The sequence below is a fragment of the Methylobacterium sp. CCH7-A2 genome, from assembly GCF_001557075.1.
GTDB classification, from domain to species: Bacteria; Pseudomonadota; Alphaproteobacteria; order Rhizobiales; family Beijerinckiaceae; genus Allobosea; species Allobosea massiliensis.
The window spans coordinates 25,205-41,393 of the sequence record NZ_LSKN01000103.1 but is presented as its reverse complement, the minus strand read 5'-3'; the positions used below and the strand labels follow the sequence as shown (position 1 = coordinate 41,393).

Genomic DNA, 16,189 nt, shown 5'->3' with positions numbered 1-16,189 from the left:
AAGCCTTGAATCAATCCGCGTGTCTCAGGTCAAGCTTTGTCCACGAGGCCTAGTGTTATAGCCGGGTGAACTGGGGCAATGAACGATTGCGAAAGTGATGTTGCTGAGACACCGAAGATCAAGCGTGCTACGCCCCTCGCGCCCGATCGGTTCTCTAATGAAGATTATCTTCTTAGGAAGATCACCCGTTGGGCGGTAATATTTGGGTCGTCAATGTTTGGTGCGGTGTTCTTGTTGAGCGCGCTTTCACAATTTACTATGAAGCGTGGGTAATTGAGTTGGCTCGCGCCCATTTTGCTGCTACCGTGGGATCGCCGTTTGCGGCTCTGGCTGCCTTGTGTCTAGTTGTGATACTAGAGATCAACATCGGGAAAATTGAAATAAAGGTCTCGGATTTTATTTTAAAGGAGCGGGGGCCCATTGATCATGTGGATATTTTGCTTCATCTCTATTGCCGCCGCAATCAAGCTTCTTTGGTGATTGGCTGGCAGGCGGATGGTTTCTGTTGGCTGTCAATCGGGCAGGACTCAAGGCCCCGGCAGCCACCTTGATGGCGCCTAAAGGAGACGCGAGGGGGGCACGTAGAAAAGGTAATGCGGCGGACAATGGATGGGTTGAGGAATTTTTTGGTTGAATATGCGAGCGTCGTGTAGAAACGTCCTCCTGCCTTGACCGGATTCACGGATGGAGGTGTAGGAGGGCTGATGATAAAAGAACTATGGGAAGAAGATTACAAAGCTAATAATGGCAAGACATATCGGCTTGTAATTTACACTGATTCGCGAACGCCGGAACTAACGATCGTCGAGGCGTTCGACGGCAAGCAACCGGCTGTTTTGGAGCTGGCGCCGGGGATCCGGCAGCGCGAGGCGCACTCCGTTGCGGACGATGTGGGTGAGAGCTTTGCCAGAGTATTTAATATATCCGCGTTTCTACATCTGATAGATGATCTCAAAGAACGCCTCGATCGGTACGGGACGTAGAAATATCCGTATCGCGGATATTAGAATTTGCCGAACAGTTTGTCTCCCATTTGCTTGTATATTGCTCTCGCCTACGTGATTTAGACTTCCGAAAATGGAGGTGAGCGAATTATGGCTGCCAATCTTCCGTACCTGGCAACGCCGGGTTCGATCAAAAACGCGTTTGAGAAGATCAAGACCGCCGCAACTCCAGATCGCGTCACTGCCGATTTCGTTAAGAACAAACTGTTGATCAAAGGTGGGGCGGGCGCAGCTCTGCCTCCATTTCTTAAGCGCATTGGCTTCGCCAACTCAGACGCTACGCCGTCCGAAATCTATCATCGATTTAGGAATGCGCAGACGTCTGGTGCTGCCGTCGCAGAAGCGCTCAGGTACGGTTACAAGGAACTATTTGAGATCAATGAAGCTTGCTACGATCTAAACGAGAGCGATCTTCATAGCCTAGTCTGCCAGGTGACAGGGGCAGCAGCGGATAGCAATGTTGCGCGGTTAACTGTCACCGTATTCCGTTATATGAAGGCTTATGCGGATTTTAGTATCCGCTCGAAGCCTCAAGCTATCGACATCACCGCGAGCGACGAGATGCCCAAGCGGCAATTTGCACCTCCATCGTCAGCAGATGGTGTTGGGCTTAATCTGTCCTACACGATCAATTTGAACCTGCCGGCCACTGCTGATCAGGCAGTCTTCAACGCAATTTTCAGAAGCCTCCGGGAGCATCTTCTGAATGGCCAGTAGAGATGTTCTCGACAAGATAAAGGCTTTCGGTATGACCAACCAGTTGGTCACAGGAGAGTTGTCACAAATCGAGCGGACCCACGACATTGTACTGGGGCATGTCCCACCTGTAGTTGAGGCGGAAGAGCGCGACTATTATCCGCAGCTTGATGCGGCGGCGCGGGCTGAAGCGGCCCGTATGGCCCGACATTATGAGGTCTTTTATGCACTTGAGCGGACGATTCGTGCCCTCGTCAATCAGACACTTGAAGAAGCGGATGGAACTGCCGATTGGTGGGCCGGAACCAGAGCGGCCGCCCACACAAAAAGTGAGGTCGAGCAGCGGATACAGAAGGAGCTTCATGCAGGCGTTAGTCGTAGGTCAGACGATGCGTTAGATTACACGACGTTTGGCGAGCTTGCGCAGATCATTACCGGAAACTGGGCGGTCTTTGGCGCGTTATTTACTAGTAAATCTGCTGTTGAAAGAGTTCTAACTAACTTAAACGCCATCAGAAATCCTATCGCTCATTGCTGCGCAATGGGCGACGATGAGGAAATCCGCCTGCGGCTGGCTGTCCGTGACTGGTTTCGCTGCATGGAAGTCGCCCGCTGACGCCAAAGATCACTGCATTCTCCTACGCCTAACCGCCATCAGGATCTTTGTAGGTACCGCGCGGCGGGGAAGCGGCACTTGTTGATTTGCAGAGTAAGATGAGCTGGAGCAGAGGCTCGACAGCCAAGCCAAAGTGCCCCAAAGCCCCCCAACAAAAAAGGGGACGGCGATTGCTCGCCATCCCCCGGAATGCTCCGGCGAGCGGGCTTTGCGGCCCGCCTCCGTTCGATCAGCGCGAGTAGAACTCGATGACCAGGTTCGGTTCCATCTGCACCGCATAGGGCACGTCCGTCAGCGTCGGCGTGCGGGTGTAGGTGGCGGTCGACTTGCCGTGGTCGACGTCCAGATAATCCGGCACGTCGCGCTCGGCGAGCTGGGCCGATTCGAGCACGATGGCGAGCTGGCGCGAGCTCTCCTTGACCGCGACGACGTCACCCGGCTTGACCTGGTAGGACGCGATGTTGACGCGCTTGCCGTTGACCGTGATGTGGCCATGGTTGACGAACTGACGGGCGGCGAAGACCGTCGGCACGAACTTGGCGCGGTAGATCACGGCATCCAGGCGGCGCTCGAGCAGGCCGATCAGGTTCTCGCCCGAGTCGCCCTTCAGGCGGATCGCCTCGGCGTAGTAGCGGCGGAACTGCTTCTCGGAGATCGAGCCGTAATAGCCCTTCAGCTTCTGCTTGGCGCGCAGCTGCGTGCCGAAGTCGGACGGCTTGCCCTTGCGGCGCTGGCCGTGCTGGCCGGGGCCGTATTCGCGGCGGTTGACCGGAGACTTCGGGCGGCCCCAGATGTTCTGACCGAGACGGCGGTCAATCTTGTATTTCGCCTCATGGCGCTTCGACATATCGCGTGTCCTCGTGAGTTCGCGAGTTGAGGACCGCGCCCTCCTGCTCTCCCGCATGGGGCGGGAGCGACAGATCCGGCTTCCGAAGACAACGGATCACGGGTGCGGAAAAAGCCACGCGGGCCTTTTGGGCCCGCGCGACGCCGGCTTAGAACCATGTGGGGCCGAGTTTGTCAAACCCCAGGGGCGGTCGGGGCTGTCTTCTCGCCACCTCCAGCTTCAATCGTGCGTCATCCTGGACTTCGCGCAGCGAAGGCCGGGATCCATCGGAGGGCGTCGAGGCCTCCGATGGATCCCGGTCGACCTGCGGTCGCCCAGGATGACGGGGAGGTGGTGGGTAGGCTGGGAGCGGGCCCGTCAATTCCTATACATGGCGCCCCTGCGCGCGGTGGCCTCGCGCGGGGGCTTGCGACCTGCCACGATCCGGCCCGCTCGATTCCGACTGAAGGTACCGCCATGGCCCTCGCCACACCGCCCGTCCAGGACAATGCCTATGCCGCCGCGCTCGCGCTGCTCGACCGCGCGCCGCTGATCGACGGGCATAACGACCTGCCTTACGTCATCCGGCTCGACCGCACGGCGAAGGGCGATGTCGGCCTCTACGACCTGACCAAGGTCCATGAGAAGGGCGACACCGACATCCCGCGCATGCAGGCGGGCAAGCTCGCGGCGCAGTTCTTCGCGGCCTATGTCCCGCCCAAGCAGCGCAACCCGGCCGGCTTCGCACTCGCGCAGATCGCGCTGATGCGCGACATCCTCAAGCGCCATGCCGACGTGTTCCGACCGGGATTGAGCGCCGCCGATGTGCTCGCGGCCAAGGCGGAGGGGCGGATCGCGCTGTTCATGACGATCGAGAACGGCACGGCGCTGGACGGCGAGCTCGACGCACTCGACGCCTATTTCGACCTCGGCGTGCGGCTGATGACGCTCTGCCACAACGACAGCCATGACTGGTGCGATTCCGCCACCGACGCGCCCCGCAACAACGGGCTCAGCGCCTTCGGCCAGCAGGTGATCGGCAGGATGAACCGGCTCGGCATGGTCGTCGACCTCGCCCATGTCTCGCCCAAGGTGATGCACGACACGCTCGACGTGACGCGGGCGCCCGTCGTCTGGTCGCATTCCAACGCTTTTTCGCTCTGCGACCATCCGCGCAACGTCCCTGACGACGTGCTCGACCGCGTCGCGGGCAATGGCGGCGTGGTGATGGCGACCTTCGTGCCGGACTTCATCAGCCAGGCCTCGCGCGACTGGCACCGCCCGGCAAAGGACCAGTACGGCAAGAGCCCCGAGGGGATCGACCATGTGAAGGTCGAGGCCGATCTCGCCGCCAAGGCGGGGCCGAAGCCGAAGGCGACGCTAACGCAGTATTGCGACCATCTCGACTATCTGGCCAAGCGCATCGGCCACGACCATGTCGGCATCGGTTCGGATTTCTTCGGCTGGATCAACCCCGACGGGCTGGAGGATACCAGCGTCTTCCCGGCGCTGGTGGCGGAGCTGATCCGGCGCGGTTGGTCGGAAGGCGATCTCGAAAAGCTTGCCGGCGGCAACACGCTGCGGGTGCTGCGGGCGGTCGAGGCGGCGGCGGGCTAAGGACGTCAGCGTACCGTCATGGTCGGGCTTGTCCCGACCATCCACGTCTTCCTTCGTCGCGGGCAGTGTTCAAGACGTGGATGCTCGCCACAAGGGCGAGCATGACGGTTCAGGCTTGACCCTGTGCCTCCTTGGGGCGATTCCCCGGTCGCTCCCGCGCTCCGCGGGCGACGACGAGACAGAGCATGACCGGTTCCGGTACCGACCGCACGCGCCCCCCCGTCACGGCTCCGGCCCCGGTCATCATCCTGGTCGAGCCGCAGATGGCCGAGAATATCGGCATGTGCGCGCGGGCGATGGCGAATTTCGGCCTCTCCGAGATGCGGCTGGTGGCGCCGCGCGACGGCTGGCCGAGCGGCGGGGGGCTGAAAAAGGGCGCGACCTCGGCGGCCTCGGGCGCGACGCATATCCTGGAGAACGCCAGGCTCTTCCCGAGCGCGGCGGAGGCGATCGCGGATCTGAACTTCGTGCTGGCGACGACGGCGCGCGAGCGCGGCCAGATGAAGCGCGTGGTCACGCCGGCCGAGGCGATGCCGCCGCTGGCGCAGCGGATCGCAAGCAGCGAGCGCGTCGGCATCCTGTTCGGGCGCGAGCGGATCGGTCTCACCAACGAGGAGATCTCCTTTGCCGATGCGATCCTGACCTTCCCGGTCAATCCGGCCTTCGCCTCGCTCAACCTCGCCCAGGCGGTGCTGCTCGTCGGCTATGAATGGTTCAAGGCGACAAACGGCGAGCCGCCCTTCCGCGAGAACAACCCCTCGCCGCCGGCGACGCGGGCCACCGTCCTGTCCATGTTCGACTATCTCGAAGGCGAACTCGACCAGTGCGGCTTCTTCCCGCCCGGCAAGAAGCAGATCATGACCGCCAATCTGCGCGACATCCTGCATCGGCTGGAGATGACGGAGCAGGAGGCGCGGACACTGCGCGGCGTGTTCAAGTCGCTGACCGAGGGGCCGCGGCGGCGGGGGGCGCCGAAGGCGGGCGAGGACGGGCCGGGGGCCTGACCGCCGCAGGAGAGCGACGATGCCCGTGCCGATGGAATACCGCCTCGCCTCACAGGATTTCGAGCGCTTCCTGGCCGAGGTCGCGGAGGCCACGGGACTCGCCACGCGCAACCAGGCCTATACGACGACGCAAGCGGTGCTGCTGGCCTTCCGGCGGCGGCTCGACGTGACGCAGGCCATCGCCTTCGCGCAGGTGCTGCCGGCGATGCTGCGCGCGCTCTTCGTGATGGACTGGGACCCGCAGGAGCCACGCGTCACGGGCTGGGACCGCGCCGCGATGACCGAGGAGGTGCGCCGCCTGCGCATCGACCACAACTTCTCGCCCGAGAGCGCGATCGCCGATGTGGCGCGGGTGCTGCGCGGCCATGTCGATGCGGCCGCCTTCGCGCGGTGTCTCGCCACCTTGTCGCCGGAGGCGCAGGCGTTCTGGGCGGCCGGATAGGGCTCCAACGACAACGGCCGGCCCCGAAGGGCCGGCCGGCGACGTGTCCCGGGTCTCGAAACGCAGGCTCGTCAGAACTGGTACTTCATCGTCGCCTTCACCGTGCGGCCGGGCTCGGTGTAGTAGTCGCGGGCCTGGGCGAGGACGCCGGTGGGCACGTTGACCGCGTCCCAGTATTTGCGGTCGAAGATGTTGTAGACGCCGATCTGGAGCTCAAGGTCGGCGATCTGCGGCAGCGGCTTCCACCAGGCGGTGGCGTTGAAGATCGCATAGCCCGGCGCCTTGAAGCCCTGGGTCGCGCCGGTGGTGGCGGCGACGTCGTTGCGGGCGGAGGCGAGCTTGGTCGAAACCTCGGCGCCCCAGCGCTCCGTGCCATAGGCGATGGCCACGATGCCCTGCATCGGCGGGATCGAGTTCAGATAGGTGTTGTCGTCCTTGTTCTTGCCGCGGGTGTAGGCGAAGGAGCCGCGCACCAGCCAGTTCTCGGCGAAGGCGTATTGCATGTTCGCCTCGAAGCCCTGGATCTCGGCCCGCGTGATGTTGCGGAAGCTGGTGATGCCGCCCTGCGGGTAGAGCCCGCCGACGCCCGGCGCCTGGGTTTGCACCTGCTCGATGAAGTTGCGGTAGTTGGTGTGGAAATAGGTGAACGAGCCGCCGAAGGCCTTGTCGCCGAAGCGGACGCCGACATCGATGCCGTTGCCGGTCTCGGGGCGCAGATCGGCGTTGCCGGTGCGCAGATAGGTCGTCGGCGAGCCGAAGCGGCCATAGAGTTCGTTGGCGGTCGGGGCGCGGAAGGTCTTGGCCCATTGCGCGAAGACGGTGACGTCCTTGAACCAGGGCGTATCCTTCAGCACCTCGTATTCGAGGCGGATGCGCGGCGACCAGGCCGAGTCGCTCGAGGCGGCGGGCAGGCCGGTCGGGCGCGAGGCGCTGTTGGTATAGGCCGGCGTGTATTGCGGCTTCTCCTCATACCAGTCGTAGCGCAGGCCGGGGGTGATGCGCAGGCGGTTCTGCAGCAGGCCGATCTCGTCCTGGATGTAGAAGCCGGCGAGGCGCCCGTCGACCTTGGGCTGCTCGGACTGGTTGGTGGGGATGTTGTTGCAGGTCGTGAAGGCGCCCGTGTAGATGCCGGTCGCCGGACGGGTGGGGCAGGCGTCGGAGCCGGCGCTGTACTGCTCCAGGCTCGACATGCGCAGCTCGGTGCCGGCGATGACCTTGTGCGTCAGCATCCCGGTGTTGAAGTTCTTGATGACGTGGCCGTTGAAGCCGTAGGCGGTCTCTTCGTTCTCGTTGTCCCGGGCATAGAGCCCGACGATGCTGGTGTAGCGATAGGCGTTGGTCAGGTCGTTGCGCTTCAGCCGCTGCCAATAGGCGACGGCATGGGCCTCGTCGAAGAAGGAGCCCGGCATCTTGTAGTCGTAGCTCAGCGAGACGCGGTCGCGCTGGACGTCCTCGCCGGTGCGATAGGCGCCGGGCCGGTAGTTGCCGGTGAGCGAGACCGAGTTGTCGCGGTTGTCGATCCGGTCCGAGCGCTTGAAGGTCTCGGCGGTCAGGCCGAAGCGATGCGCCTGGTCGTTGGAGTACTGATAGATCTTGGCGAGGAAACTGTACTGGTCGAAGTCGCGCGGGTTCGGCGCGGTGCGGGCGGCGCCGATCGTCTTGACCGTGCCGCCGCTGTCGGTCTCGTGGCCGTTGCGGAAGCCGCCCTGGATCAAGGCCCAGGTGTTGTTGAAGCGCGCCGCGGCGGCGGCGCTGCCGAAGACGGCCTGGTCGGCGCTGTCGAAGCCGGTCTTGGCAAGGGCGCCATAGCTGCGGCCGTTGCGGATGAGGTCCTCCGGATCGAGCGTGCGCACCGCCAGCACGCCGCCGAGCGAGCCGGCGCCGATCGTGCTGCCGCCGCTGGGGCCGCGCAGCAGGTCCAACGTCGAGAGCGAGTCGAAGTCGAAGGCCGTGCCGCCGCTGCGGTTGATCCGCGTGTCGATCAGGAAGGGCTGGCGGATGCCGTCCACCGTCGTCAGCACGCGCGCACCGTCGAGACCGCGAATGTTGAGGCTGTTGTTCTGGCGGTTGAAGGTGATGCCGGCCTCGACGCGGGTCGAGAGGTCGCTCAGGCTCTGGACCTGCTGGCGGTCGAGCTGCTCGCGTGTCGTGCGCGTCGTGGTCGGACCGGCGACGAGCGCCTGGCCCGGCGCGGCACCTTCGACGGTGATCTGGTCGAGCAGGACGGGCGCCTCGGCGGCAGAAGCGGGCGCCGTTGTGCGGCCGCGGTTTTGCTGTTGCGCGAGAACCGGCGTCGCCAGCAGCAGCGCCGCAAGCGTTCCCAGCGCGACACCCTCGCGCAACCTGACTGAAGAGATCTCCATCGCCTTTGACCCACCCTTGCCGACGCAGGCGGCCGGAGCCGTCGCGCGCGTTACGTTTAAAATGAATATAAACAAGGCCTTATACGCTCGATAAGGCTGTCTTCGGATATTGTCCGAGTCGAAGACTGTCAATCATCTGCCATCGAAAGCACATAATCCGATGCGACCAAGACACAGTCGTGAAATCGCTCCAATGAAATCTTCTTTTTACATTGTTCTAAAGAAAGGCCCCGGATCGCGCAGTGTGATGCTCATGCCCTCCCGATCTCGTGAACGGCTGTGCCACCGGGGCGGACATGTTCCTGTTGCAACGCAAGGGCAGGGTCCCAACATGAGCGTCTGAACCGGACGCTCCTCCGCCATGCTCGACCGCCGCACCATGTTGACAGGATCTGCCGCGATGGCGGCCGCGCTGACGTTGTCGCCGGGCCAGGGCCATGCCGCCGAGGCCGATGTGATCGTCATCGGCGCCGGCGCGGCCGGTATCGCCGCCGCTCATGACCTCAAGGCCGCGGGCCGCAAGGCCATCGTGCTGGAGGCGCGGAGCCGGGTCGGCGGACGGGCCTTTACCGATGCTTCGCTGGGGCCGGCCTATGACGCCGGCGCGATGTTCATCCACTGGGCCGAGCGCAACCCCTGGGTCCAGATCGCGCGCGATCTCGGCGTCGCGACCTCCGACGAAACCTGGGGCGGCGGATTTCGCGTCTTCGCGGGCGGTCAACCGATGGCCGATGCCGACCGGCAGCGGCGCCGCGGCGCCTTCGGGCAGATCGACCGGCGGCTGGAAACGGTCGATCTGACGAAGCGCGATCTCTCGATCCGCGATCTGCTGGGCGATCTCGGTCCGGATCTGGCGCCGATCGCCTCGTCCGGGCTCTTGCTCTCGATCGGCGAGGAGTCGGAGCGAATTTCGGCGCGCGACTATCAACGGCTGTGGGCGGGCGAGGATCTCCTCGTTCCATCGGGCTATGGCAACCTGGTTGCGCGGCACGGGGCCGGGCTCGACATCCGGCTCAACCAGCCTGTCAGCGAGATCCGCTGGGACGGGCCGGGCGTGAGCGTGACGACGCCGTCGGGCATGCTGCGGGCGCAGGCCTGCATCGTCACGGTGCCGGTCGGCGTGCTCAAGGCCGGTGCGATCCGCTTTACGCCCGCGCTACCGGCCCGCACCCGCGATGCCCTCGACGGGATCGGCATGGGGGCGCTGACCAAGATCGCGCTGAAGGTCGAGGGCAATCGCTTCGGCATTTCGCCGGGCACCAGCTTCCTGGAGGCCGGCTCGCCGAAGCGGCTGATGAATTTCGACCTGTTCCCGGACGACAAGGACCTGATCGTCGCCTTCTGCGGCGGCGATCACGCGCGTGAGTTGTCGCTGGCGGGGCCGGGCGCCGCGCGCGACCATCTGACGACGCTGCTGTCGGCGATGATCGGTTCCGACATCCGCAAGGCTGTGACCGGCATCTCCTTCCCGGCCTGGTGGACCGACCCGTTCTCGCGCGGCTCCTATTCGGTCTGTCTGCCGGGCCGGGAGGCGGCGCGTGAGCAGTTGGCCGAGCCGATCGGCGGGCGCCTCTTCATCGCCGGCGAGGCCACCGCCGGCGGCGGCGCCATGACCGTCGGCGGGGCGACGCTGGCTGGGCGCGCAGCGGCAGCGGCCGTGGCGCGGATCAAGGCCTGAGGCGCCGCTACAGCACCAGTTCCCAATTCTGGCCGACGAGGTCCTGGCCGAAGGAGTGGTGTTTCTCTTCGGCGATCAGCTTGAATCCCTCGGCGATGTAGATCGCGCGGGCCGCATGCAGGATGTCGTTGGTCCAGAGCTGCATGCGCCGGTAGCCGGCCGTCCGCGCGAAGCGGATCGCCTCGCGCACCAGTGCCTTGCCGAGGCCGAGCCCGCGCCCCGGCCGGTCGACGATGACCATGCGCAGCTTCGCGGTCTCGTCGCTCTCGCGCACCACGAAGGCCGAGCCGAGGATCTGCCCGTCACGCTCGGCGATTAGTCCCTGTTCCAGGCCGGGGCGGAATTCGCGCAGGAAGCCGGCCGCGATCTCGGCGACGAAGGCCTCGAATGCGATGTCCCAGCCATAATCCTCGGCATAGATCCGGCCATGGGCCGCGATCACCCAGCCGACATCTCCGGGGCGGTGAGGGCGGATGACGGGCGTCGGGCCCTGCGCTGCGAAGGCTCCCGAAAGCAGCGTCTCGGCTTCGGTCAGCGCCGCGACGAGTCGGGCGCGTCCCGGCTCGTCGAGCGCGCGCAGCCGATCGGCGGCCTCCGCCTGCGAAGCCTCGTCGAGCGGGCGGAAGACGGCGTGTCCGGCCTCGCTCAGGCGCAATGCGAGGGCGCGGCCATCGGCGGTCGAGCGCTCTCGCAGCAGCCAGCCTTCCGCGGCGAAACGTTTGAGGATGCGCGAGAGATAGGCGGGGTCGAGCCCGAGCGCCTTCGCCAGATCGCTGGCGCGCCAGCCGTCGCGCGTGGCGAGTTCATAGAGAAGGCGGGCTTCGGTCAGGGTGAAACCCGAGCCCAGCAGGCTGCCACCCAACGCGCCCACGAAGCGCGTATGGAAGCGGTTGAAGCGGCGCAGCGCCGAGACGGCATAGGCGAGATCGGACATGGCGGCCCCTCCGCCTTCCATCACATTCAGGATTATGGACTCAGTCAACTAAATTCACCGCAGCGCCTTTGCGGTTTCTTGACGGTCCCTTAACCGGGCTCTGGCGGAATCGCCGCCTTCGTCACGCTCCCGGGCCGCTCGCGCATGCAGGTCGATCTCCTGGCCGGAACCACGCATCGTCCCGCCGTGCTGGCGCGGCCGGTGCCCACCATCCTCGTCTTCGATTCAGGGCTTGGCGGGCTGACCGTGCTGGCGCGCGTGACGGAAGCCTGCCGCGGCGCCGATATCGTCTATGCCGCCGACGATGCCGGCTTCCCCTATGGCCGGCTGGAGGAGGGGGCGCTGGTCGCCCGCGTGCTGGCGGTGATGGAGCGGCTGGTCGCGCGCCATCGTCCCGACCTCGTGGTGATCGCCTGCAACACCGCTTCGACGCTGGTGCTGCCGGCGCTGCGGGCGCGTTTCGCCATTCCCTTCGTCGGCACCGTGCCGGCGATCAAGCCGGCGGCTGCCGCCACACGCTCGGGCCTCATCTCGGTGTTGGCGACGCCGGGCACGGTGGCACGCGACTACACGCGCGGGCTGGTCTCGACCTATGCCGGCGGCTGCGACGTGACGCTGGTCGGCGCGACCGGGCTCGCCGCGCTGGCCGAAGCCGCGTTGAGGGGCGAGCGGGTGGAGGATGACGCCGTCGCCGCCGAGATCGCGCCCTGTTTCGTCGAGCGGGAGGGGCGCCGCACCGATGTGGTGACGCTCTCCTGCACACATTACCCGCTGCTGCTGGAGCCGATGCGGCGCGTCGCGCCCTGGCCGGTGGAGTGGCTCGACCCCGCGCCGGCGATCGCGCGGCGGGTCCTGCAGCTGCTCGGGCCCGAGGTCGCCGCCGAGCGGGCCGGCGGGCACGAGGCGATCGCCGTCTTCACCGCGGGCGTGGGCATCACCGGCCCGCTGCGGATCGCGCTGGCGGGCCGCGGGCTGGCGGAGGTGCTGATCGAGCCGCTGCCGCTCGTCAGCTGAGGCCGGGCCTCAGGCGAAGCGAGCCGGGGCAAACGGCGTCGGATCGACGAAGACCTTCTGGCCCGTGACCATCTCCGCGATCATGCGGCCGGTGACGGCGGCCAGCGTCAGCCCGTGATGCGCGTGGCCGAAGGAGAACCACAGGCCCTTGTGCTTCAGCGCCGGGCCGATGATCGGCATCATGTCGGGCGTGCAGGGGCGGCGGCCGAGCCAGGGCTCGGGATCGATCCGCTCGCCGAGCGGGAAGAGGGCGCGCGCGATCGGCTCGGCGCGCTCGAGCTGAACCGGCGTCTTGGGCGCGTCGCGATCGGCGAATTCGGCACCGGTGGTCAGGCGGATGCCCTGCTGCATCGGCGCGAGGAAATAGCCGCGCTCGGTATCGAGCACCGGGTGGTTCAGCACCGCATTACCCTGCGCCTTGTAATGCATGTGGTAGCCGCGCTTGACCGCCAGCGGCAGGTTGTAGCCGAGCCTGCGGGAGAGCACGTCGGCCCAGGGGCCGAGCGCGACGACGACGTCGCGGGCTTTGGCCGTAGTGCCGTCGGCGAGTGTGACTCTCCACTCCGCGCCGTCCTGCGCGAGCGTGCCGGCATCGCCGAGCGCGAGCCTGCCGCCAAGTTCCTCGAAGCGCGCGACATAGGCCTTGGAGAGGCCGAGCGGGTCGATCACCGTGACCGGATCCGTCCAGTGCAGGCCGCCGACGAGGCTGTCATGGTCGAGATGCGGCTCCTCGGCCTTCAGCGTCTCCTTGTCGAGGGCCTTGTAGTTGAGGCCGAAATCCCGGTTCCAGCGCGCGGCCTCGGCCAGGCGCTCGTCCTGCTGGGCGGTGGTGCGGAACACCTTCATCCAGCCCTTCCGGCGCAAAAGCCCGGTCGCACCGGCCTCCTGCGCGAGCGCATCATGCTCGCTGACGCAATGCTCGATCAGGGTGGCGTATTTGTGCGCGATCGCCTCGTGCTGGGAGGCGCGCGAATGCATCCAGTAGGACCAGAGGAAGGGCGCGAGCTTGGGGATCGCGCTCCAGTGGTAATGCGCGTCGATGGTGTTGTTCATCGCATAGCGGATCAGCGCGCCGAAATCATGCGGGAAGCCGTAAGGGTAGACGCCCTCGCGCTGGATCAGGCCGGCATTGCCGTAGCTGGTTTCCTCGCCCGGCGCGCGCTTGTCGACGAGCAGGACCGAGCGGCCCGCTTTCTGCAGGTGCAGCGCCACGGAAATCCCGACGATGCCTGCCCCGAGAACGATCGTATCCGTCGCCATCACCCGCTCCTCACCGCGAAACCCGCACAAAAATAGCCGTTCGGCGCGGCTTGTCAGCGGCACGACCGGATTTTGCGTGGTTGCGCCTGAAGTTTCGCAAGATTTGCGCCAGCGGCATCCACTGCGTCCGTACAAGCCGGCAAACGGCCTTTCTGGCGCAATTTCCTGCGCACGCAGAGGGGGGCTGCCGCGGTGGCGGGTGACGGACGGCTGTCGATCGGTCAGTGTCGCGCTTCGTCCGGCCGTCCGAGTCTCCCCGTCTCCATGCTCATGCGCATCGCCGCTTCACTGGCTTCCGGACTCGCCTGGCTCGGGCGCTACGGCACGCAAGGGTTCGCGCTGTCGATCTTTCTGGGGCTGGCGTTGCCGCAGTTTTCGGCGGCCGCGCGGCCGCTGCTGCCGGTGACGATCTTCTGCTTCACCACCATCGTGTTCATGCGCGCGGATCTGCGGATCATCGCGGGCCTGCTGCGCAGCCCGGGGCGGCTGATCCTGACCTGCCTGTGGATGGTGGCGGCACCCGTCGTGCTGATCGGCGGGGCCTTCCTGCTCGTCGGGCGGGACGCCATCGACCCCGGCCTGCTGCTCGGGCTGGCGATCCTGGCCGCGGCGCCGCCGATCATGTCCTCGCCCGCGGTGGCGATCCTCTACGGTTTCGAGCCGTCGCTGATCATTGCCGGCGTCATCATCACCACCGTGGCGAGCCCGATCGTCGCGCCGATGCTGGTGGAAGTGCTGGCGGGCGCCGCTGTGCCGCTCGACCGCTGGGTGCTGACGCTGCGGCTGCTGCTCTTCGTCGGCGGCGGCATGGCGGCGGCCTCGTTTCTGCGCTGGGCGCTCGGCATGGCGCGCATCAAGGCGATGAAGGCCAATCTCGATGGTTTCGGGGTGCTGATGTATTTCGTCTTCGCGATCGCCGCGATGGACGGCGTCACGAACGCCGCTTTCGACAACCCGTTCCGTGTCGGCGGCTTCCTCGCCTGTGCCTTCGCCGTCTCGATTGTGGGGCTCGTCCTCAGCTACGGCGCGCTGCGCTTCCTGCGCCGCTCGGAGCGCTTCATGGTCGGATATGGCGCGGGCCAGCGCAACATGGGCATGATCGTCGCCGCGCTGGGGGCCGGCGTGCCGCCCTCGACCTTCCTCTTCTTCGCGCTGGCGCAGTTCCCGATCTATCTGATGCCGTGGATCCTCAGTAGCTTCGCGGCCCGCATCCGCCGCGACGAGGCGGCTGCTGACGGCGCCTGACGTCCGGTCCTGCGAAGGTCGCTCCGTTGCATCGGAGTTGCCCCATGATCACCCTCTATAGCGGCCCGCTCAGCCTGTTCTCGTGGAAGGTCGAGATTGCGCTGCGCGAGAAGGGGCTGCGCTTCGAGCGGGTGATGGTCCCCTTCAACCAGACGACCGGCTACGACCCGAAGCATCCCGAGGTGCTGGCGCTCAATCCCAAGGGCCAGGTGCCAGTGCTCAGCGATGCCGGGCTCGTGCTCTACGACTCGACGGTGATCATCGAATATCTCGACGAGGCCTATCCCGAGATCCCGCTCTATCCGGGCAGCCCGGCCGAGCGGGCCCAGTGCCGGCTCGACGAGCTCTTCGCCGACGAGATCCTGCTGCAGGCGCTGAAGCCGCTGATGCACCGCACCGGGCCGCGGCCCGCCGACCCGGCGCGGCGGGCGGCGCAGGAGGCGGATGCGCTGATCGCGGAGGAGACGCTCGCCGGCCATCACGCCCGGCTGGAGGAGCGGCTGGCGGGGCGGGCATTTTTCGGGCCAGTGCTCTGCGCCGCCGACATCACCCTGTTCATGGGCCTGCTCTTCGGGCGGCGGCTGGGCGGGCCGTCCTTCGCCGGCCATCCTGGCCTGTCGGGCTGGTTTTCGCGGCTGGGCGAGCGGCCGGCCTTCGCGCTGGCCGCCTCCGAGATCGCGGAAGCGGATCGGCGGCTCTCCGTGCCGGTCGCGATGCGCTGAACACGTCCCCCCGGTTGCGGGGGCGGGGCTGCGAATCCGCAATTCCCTTCGCCGGGCCCATGCTTTAAACCGCGCGGCATGAGCGCCCCCATCCGCATCGCCCCCTCGATCCTCTCGGCCGACTTCTCGAAGCTGGGCGAGGAGGTGCGCGCGATCGATGCCGCCGGCGCCGACTGGATCCATTGCGACGTGATGGACGGGCATTTCGTGCCCAACATCACCTTCGGGCCGGATGTGCTGAAGGCGATCCGCCCGCACACGACCAAGTTCTTCGACGTGCATCTGATGATCGCGCCGGTCGACCCCTATGTCGAAGCCTTCGCCAAGGCCGGCGCCGACCTGATCTCCTTCCATGTCGAGGCTGGCCCGCATCCGCACCGGACGCTGCAGGCGATCAAGGCGCAGGGCAAGCAGGCCGGCATCGTCCTCAATCCCGGTACGCCGGCGGCCATGGTCGAGCCGCTGCTGGACGATCTCGACCTGATCCTGCTGATGACCGTCAATCCGGGTTTCGGCGGGCAGAGCTTCATTCATTCCGTGCTGCCGAAGATCGCGCAGGTGAGGGCGCTGATCGGCGAGCGGCCGATTTCGCTGGAGATCGACGGCGGGGCGACGGTCGAGACCGCGCCCCTGGCGGCCAAGGCCGGCGCCGACGTCATCGTCGCGGGCTCGGCCGTGTTCAAGGGCGGGCCTTCCGCCTATGCCGGCAATATCGCCGCGATCCGCAAGGCGGCCGAAGCCGCGCGGGGCGATTGGGTTTGAGACGTC

The 16,189-nt window shown here is 66.0% G+C and carries 16 protein-coding genes; 12 read left to right on the top strand and 4 right to left on the bottom strand.

All coding sequences use genetic code 11. The features are described 5' to 3' along the window. Positions 1-188 precede the first annotated feature (188 nt). From AX750_RS25935 to AX750_RS25920, 4 genes are all read left to right on the top strand, one after another. Positions 189-551 carry a hypothetical protein gene (locus AX750_RS25935; protein WP_156449864.1) on the top strand — a complete coding sequence of 121 codons (363 nt, stop codon included), beginning with the start codon at positions 189-191 and terminating at the stop codon, positions 549-551. 153 nt (positions 552-704) lie between these two features. Then, a complete protein-coding gene (locus tag AX750_RS25930) occupies positions 705-983 on the top strand; it encodes a hypothetical protein (RefSeq protein ID WP_068072117.1) in 279 nt (92 codons plus the stop codon). A gap of 111 nt (positions 984-1,094) precedes the next feature. Beyond that, positions 1,095-1,721: a DUF5343 domain-containing protein gene (locus AX750_RS25925; RefSeq protein WP_156449865.1), complete on the top strand. Its 627-nt coding sequence runs from the start codon at positions 1,095-1,097 to the stop codon at positions 1,719-1,721. Continuing rightward, positions 1,711-2,316 (top strand): Swt1 family HEPN domain-containing protein, encoded by a 606-nt coding sequence (locus AX750_RS25920; protein WP_156449866.1) that lies wholly within the window; start codon positions 1,711-1,713, stop codon positions 2,314-2,316. Before AX750_RS25925 ends, AX750_RS25920 begins: the two co-directional genes overlap by 11 nt. A 229-nt stretch (positions 2,317-2,545) precedes the next feature. Here the strand turns inward: AX750_RS25920 and rpsD are convergent, their stop codons facing one another. Next, entirely contained in the window at positions 2,546-3,163 is a 618-nt protein-coding gene (gene rpsD, locus AX750_RS08930; protein ID WP_066734351.1) for a 30S ribosomal protein S4, read from the bottom strand. A 456-nt stretch (positions 3,164-3,619) separates the two neighbouring features. Here rpsD and AX750_RS08925 point away from each other — a divergent pair, with 456 nt between their 5' ends. The 3 genes from AX750_RS08925 (at position 3,620) to AX750_RS08915 (ending at position 6,205) form a co-directional block, all read left to right on the top strand. Further along, positions 3,620-4,759, top strand: a complete 1,140-nt coding sequence (locus AX750_RS08925) for a dipeptidase (RefSeq protein ID WP_197431926.1) — start codon at positions 3,620-3,622, stop codon at positions 4,757-4,759. A 185-nt stretch (positions 4,760-4,944) separates the two neighbouring features. Next, complete coding sequence (locus tag AX750_RS08920) at positions 4,945-5,763, top strand: RNA methyltransferase (protein ID WP_067253916.1); 819 nt, start codon at positions 4,945-4,947, stop codon at positions 5,761-5,763. Positions 5,764-5,782: 19 nt separating this feature from the next. Then, on the top strand, positions 5,783-6,205 hold the full coding sequence (locus AX750_RS08915; RefSeq protein ID WP_066735327.1) for a DUF2267 domain-containing protein: 423 nt from the start codon (positions 5,783-5,785) through the stop codon (positions 6,203-6,205). A gap of 71 nt (positions 6,206-6,276) precedes the next feature. Here the strand turns inward: AX750_RS08915 and AX750_RS08910 are convergent, their stop codons facing one another. Continuing rightward, positions 6,277-8,568, bottom strand: coding sequence for a TonB-dependent hemoglobin/transferrin/lactoferrin family receptor (locus AX750_RS08910; RefSeq protein WP_082735430.1), 2,292 nt, complete (start codon positions 8,566-8,568; stop codon positions 6,277-6,279). 400 nt (positions 8,569-8,968) lie between these two features. Here AX750_RS08910 and AX750_RS08905 point away from each other — a divergent pair, with 400 nt between their 5' ends. Beyond that, the gene (locus AX750_RS08905; RefSeq protein WP_245282359.1) at positions 8,969-10,246 is read left to right on the top strand and encodes an NAD(P)/FAD-dependent oxidoreductase; all 1,278 of its coding nucleotides are present in this window, start codon (positions 8,969-8,971) and stop codon (positions 10,244-10,246) included. A gap of 7 nt (positions 10,247-10,253) precedes the next feature. Here the strand turns inward: AX750_RS08905 and AX750_RS08900 are convergent, their stop codons facing one another. Beyond that, the gene (locus tag AX750_RS08900) at positions 10,254-11,180 is read right to left on the bottom strand and encodes a bifunctional helix-turn-helix transcriptional regulator/GNAT family N-acetyltransferase (RefSeq protein WP_066735323.1); all 927 of its coding nucleotides are present in this window, start codon (positions 11,178-11,180) and stop codon (positions 10,254-10,256) included. A gap of 144 nt (positions 11,181-11,324) precedes the next feature. Between AX750_RS08900 and murI the strand changes: the two genes are divergently transcribed. Further along, positions 11,325-12,194, top strand: a complete 870-nt coding sequence (murI, locus tag AX750_RS08895) for a glutamate racemase (RefSeq protein WP_066735321.1) — start codon at positions 11,325-11,327, stop codon at positions 12,192-12,194. Between the two features lie 9 nt (positions 12,195-12,203). On the opposite strand, the gene AX750_RS08890 is transcribed toward murI, so the two are convergent. Beyond that, on the bottom strand, positions 12,204-13,454 hold the full coding sequence (locus tag AX750_RS08890; RefSeq protein WP_066735319.1) for an FAD-binding oxidoreductase: 1,251 nt from the start codon (positions 13,452-13,454) through the stop codon (positions 12,204-12,206). A gap of 264 nt (positions 13,455-13,718) precedes the next feature. On the opposite strand from AX750_RS08890, the gene AX750_RS08885 reads away from it, so the two are divergent. From AX750_RS08885 to rpe, 3 genes are all read left to right on the top strand, one after another. Continuing rightward, the gene (locus AX750_RS08885; RefSeq protein WP_066735316.1) at positions 13,719-14,699 is read left to right on the top strand and encodes a hypothetical protein; all 981 of its coding nucleotides are present in this window, start codon (positions 13,719-13,721) and stop codon (positions 14,697-14,699) included. A gap of 44 nt (positions 14,700-14,743) precedes the next feature. Beyond that, positions 14,744-15,421 carry a glutathione S-transferase family protein gene (locus AX750_RS08880; RefSeq protein ID WP_245282358.1) on the top strand — a complete coding sequence of 226 codons (678 nt, stop codon included), beginning with the start codon at positions 14,744-14,746 and terminating at the stop codon, positions 15,419-15,421. Between the two features lie 78 nt (positions 15,422-15,499). Further along, on the top strand, positions 15,500-16,183 hold the full coding sequence (rpe, locus tag AX750_RS08875) for a ribulose-phosphate 3-epimerase (protein WP_066735313.1): 684 nt from the start codon (positions 15,500-15,502) through the stop codon (positions 16,181-16,183). Positions 16,184-16,189: the final 6 nt, after the last annotated feature.

What these genes read in the sequence shown, in the direction of transcription:
- AX750_RS25930 (WP_068072117.1), top strand. Translation starts at nt 705, where the DNA reads ATGATAAAAGAACTATGGGAAGAAGATTACAAAGCTAATAATGGCAAG.
- AX750_RS25925 (WP_156449865.1), top strand. Translation starts at nt 1,095, where the DNA reads ATGGCTGCCAATCTTCCGTACCTGGCAACGCCGGGTTCGATCAAAAAC.
- AX750_RS25920 (WP_156449866.1), top strand. Translation starts at nt 1,711, where the DNA reads ATGGCCAGTAGAGATGTTCTCGACAAGATAAAGGCTTTCGGTATGACC.
- rpsD (WP_066734351.1), bottom strand. Translation starts at nt 3,163, where the DNA reads ATGTCGAAGCGCCATGAGGCGAAATACAAGATTGACCGCCGTCTCGGT.
- AX750_RS08925 (WP_197431926.1), top strand. Translation starts at nt 3,620, where the DNA reads ATGGCCCTCGCCACACCGCCCGTCCAGGACAATGCCTATGCCGCCGCG.
- AX750_RS08920 (WP_067253916.1), top strand. Translation starts at nt 4,945, where the DNA reads ATGACCGGTTCCGGTACCGACCGCACGCGCCCCCCCGTCACGGCTCCG.
- AX750_RS08915 (WP_066735327.1), top strand. Translation starts at nt 5,783, where the DNA reads ATGCCCGTGCCGATGGAATACCGCCTCGCCTCACAGGATTTCGAGCGC.
- AX750_RS08910 (WP_082735430.1), bottom strand. Translation starts at nt 8,568, where the DNA reads ATGGAGATCTCTTCAGTCAGGTTGCGCGAGGGTGTCGCGCTGGGAACG.
- AX750_RS08905 (WP_245282359.1), top strand. Translation starts at nt 8,969, where the DNA reads ATGGCGGCCGCGCTGACGTTGTCGCCGGGCCAGGGCCATGCCGCCGAG.
- AX750_RS08900 (WP_066735323.1), bottom strand. Translation starts at nt 11,180, where the DNA reads ATGTCCGATCTCGCCTATGCCGTCTCGGCGCTGCGCCGCTTCAACCGC.
- murI (WP_066735321.1), top strand. Translation starts at nt 11,325, where the DNA reads ATGCAGGTCGATCTCCTGGCCGGAACCACGCATCGTCCCGCCGTGCTG.
- AX750_RS08890 (WP_066735319.1), bottom strand. Translation starts at nt 13,454, where the DNA reads ATGGCGACGGATACGATCGTTCTCGGGGCAGGCATCGTCGGGATTTCC.
- AX750_RS08885 (WP_066735316.1), top strand. Translation starts at nt 13,719, where the DNA reads ATGCTCATGCGCATCGCCGCTTCACTGGCTTCCGGACTCGCCTGGCTC.
- AX750_RS08880 (WP_245282358.1), top strand. Translation starts at nt 14,744, where the DNA reads ATGATCACCCTCTATAGCGGCCCGCTCAGCCTGTTCTCGTGGAAGGTC.
- rpe (WP_066735313.1), top strand. Translation starts at nt 15,500, where the DNA reads ATGAGCGCCCCCATCCGCATCGCCCCCTCGATCCTCTCGGCCGACTTC.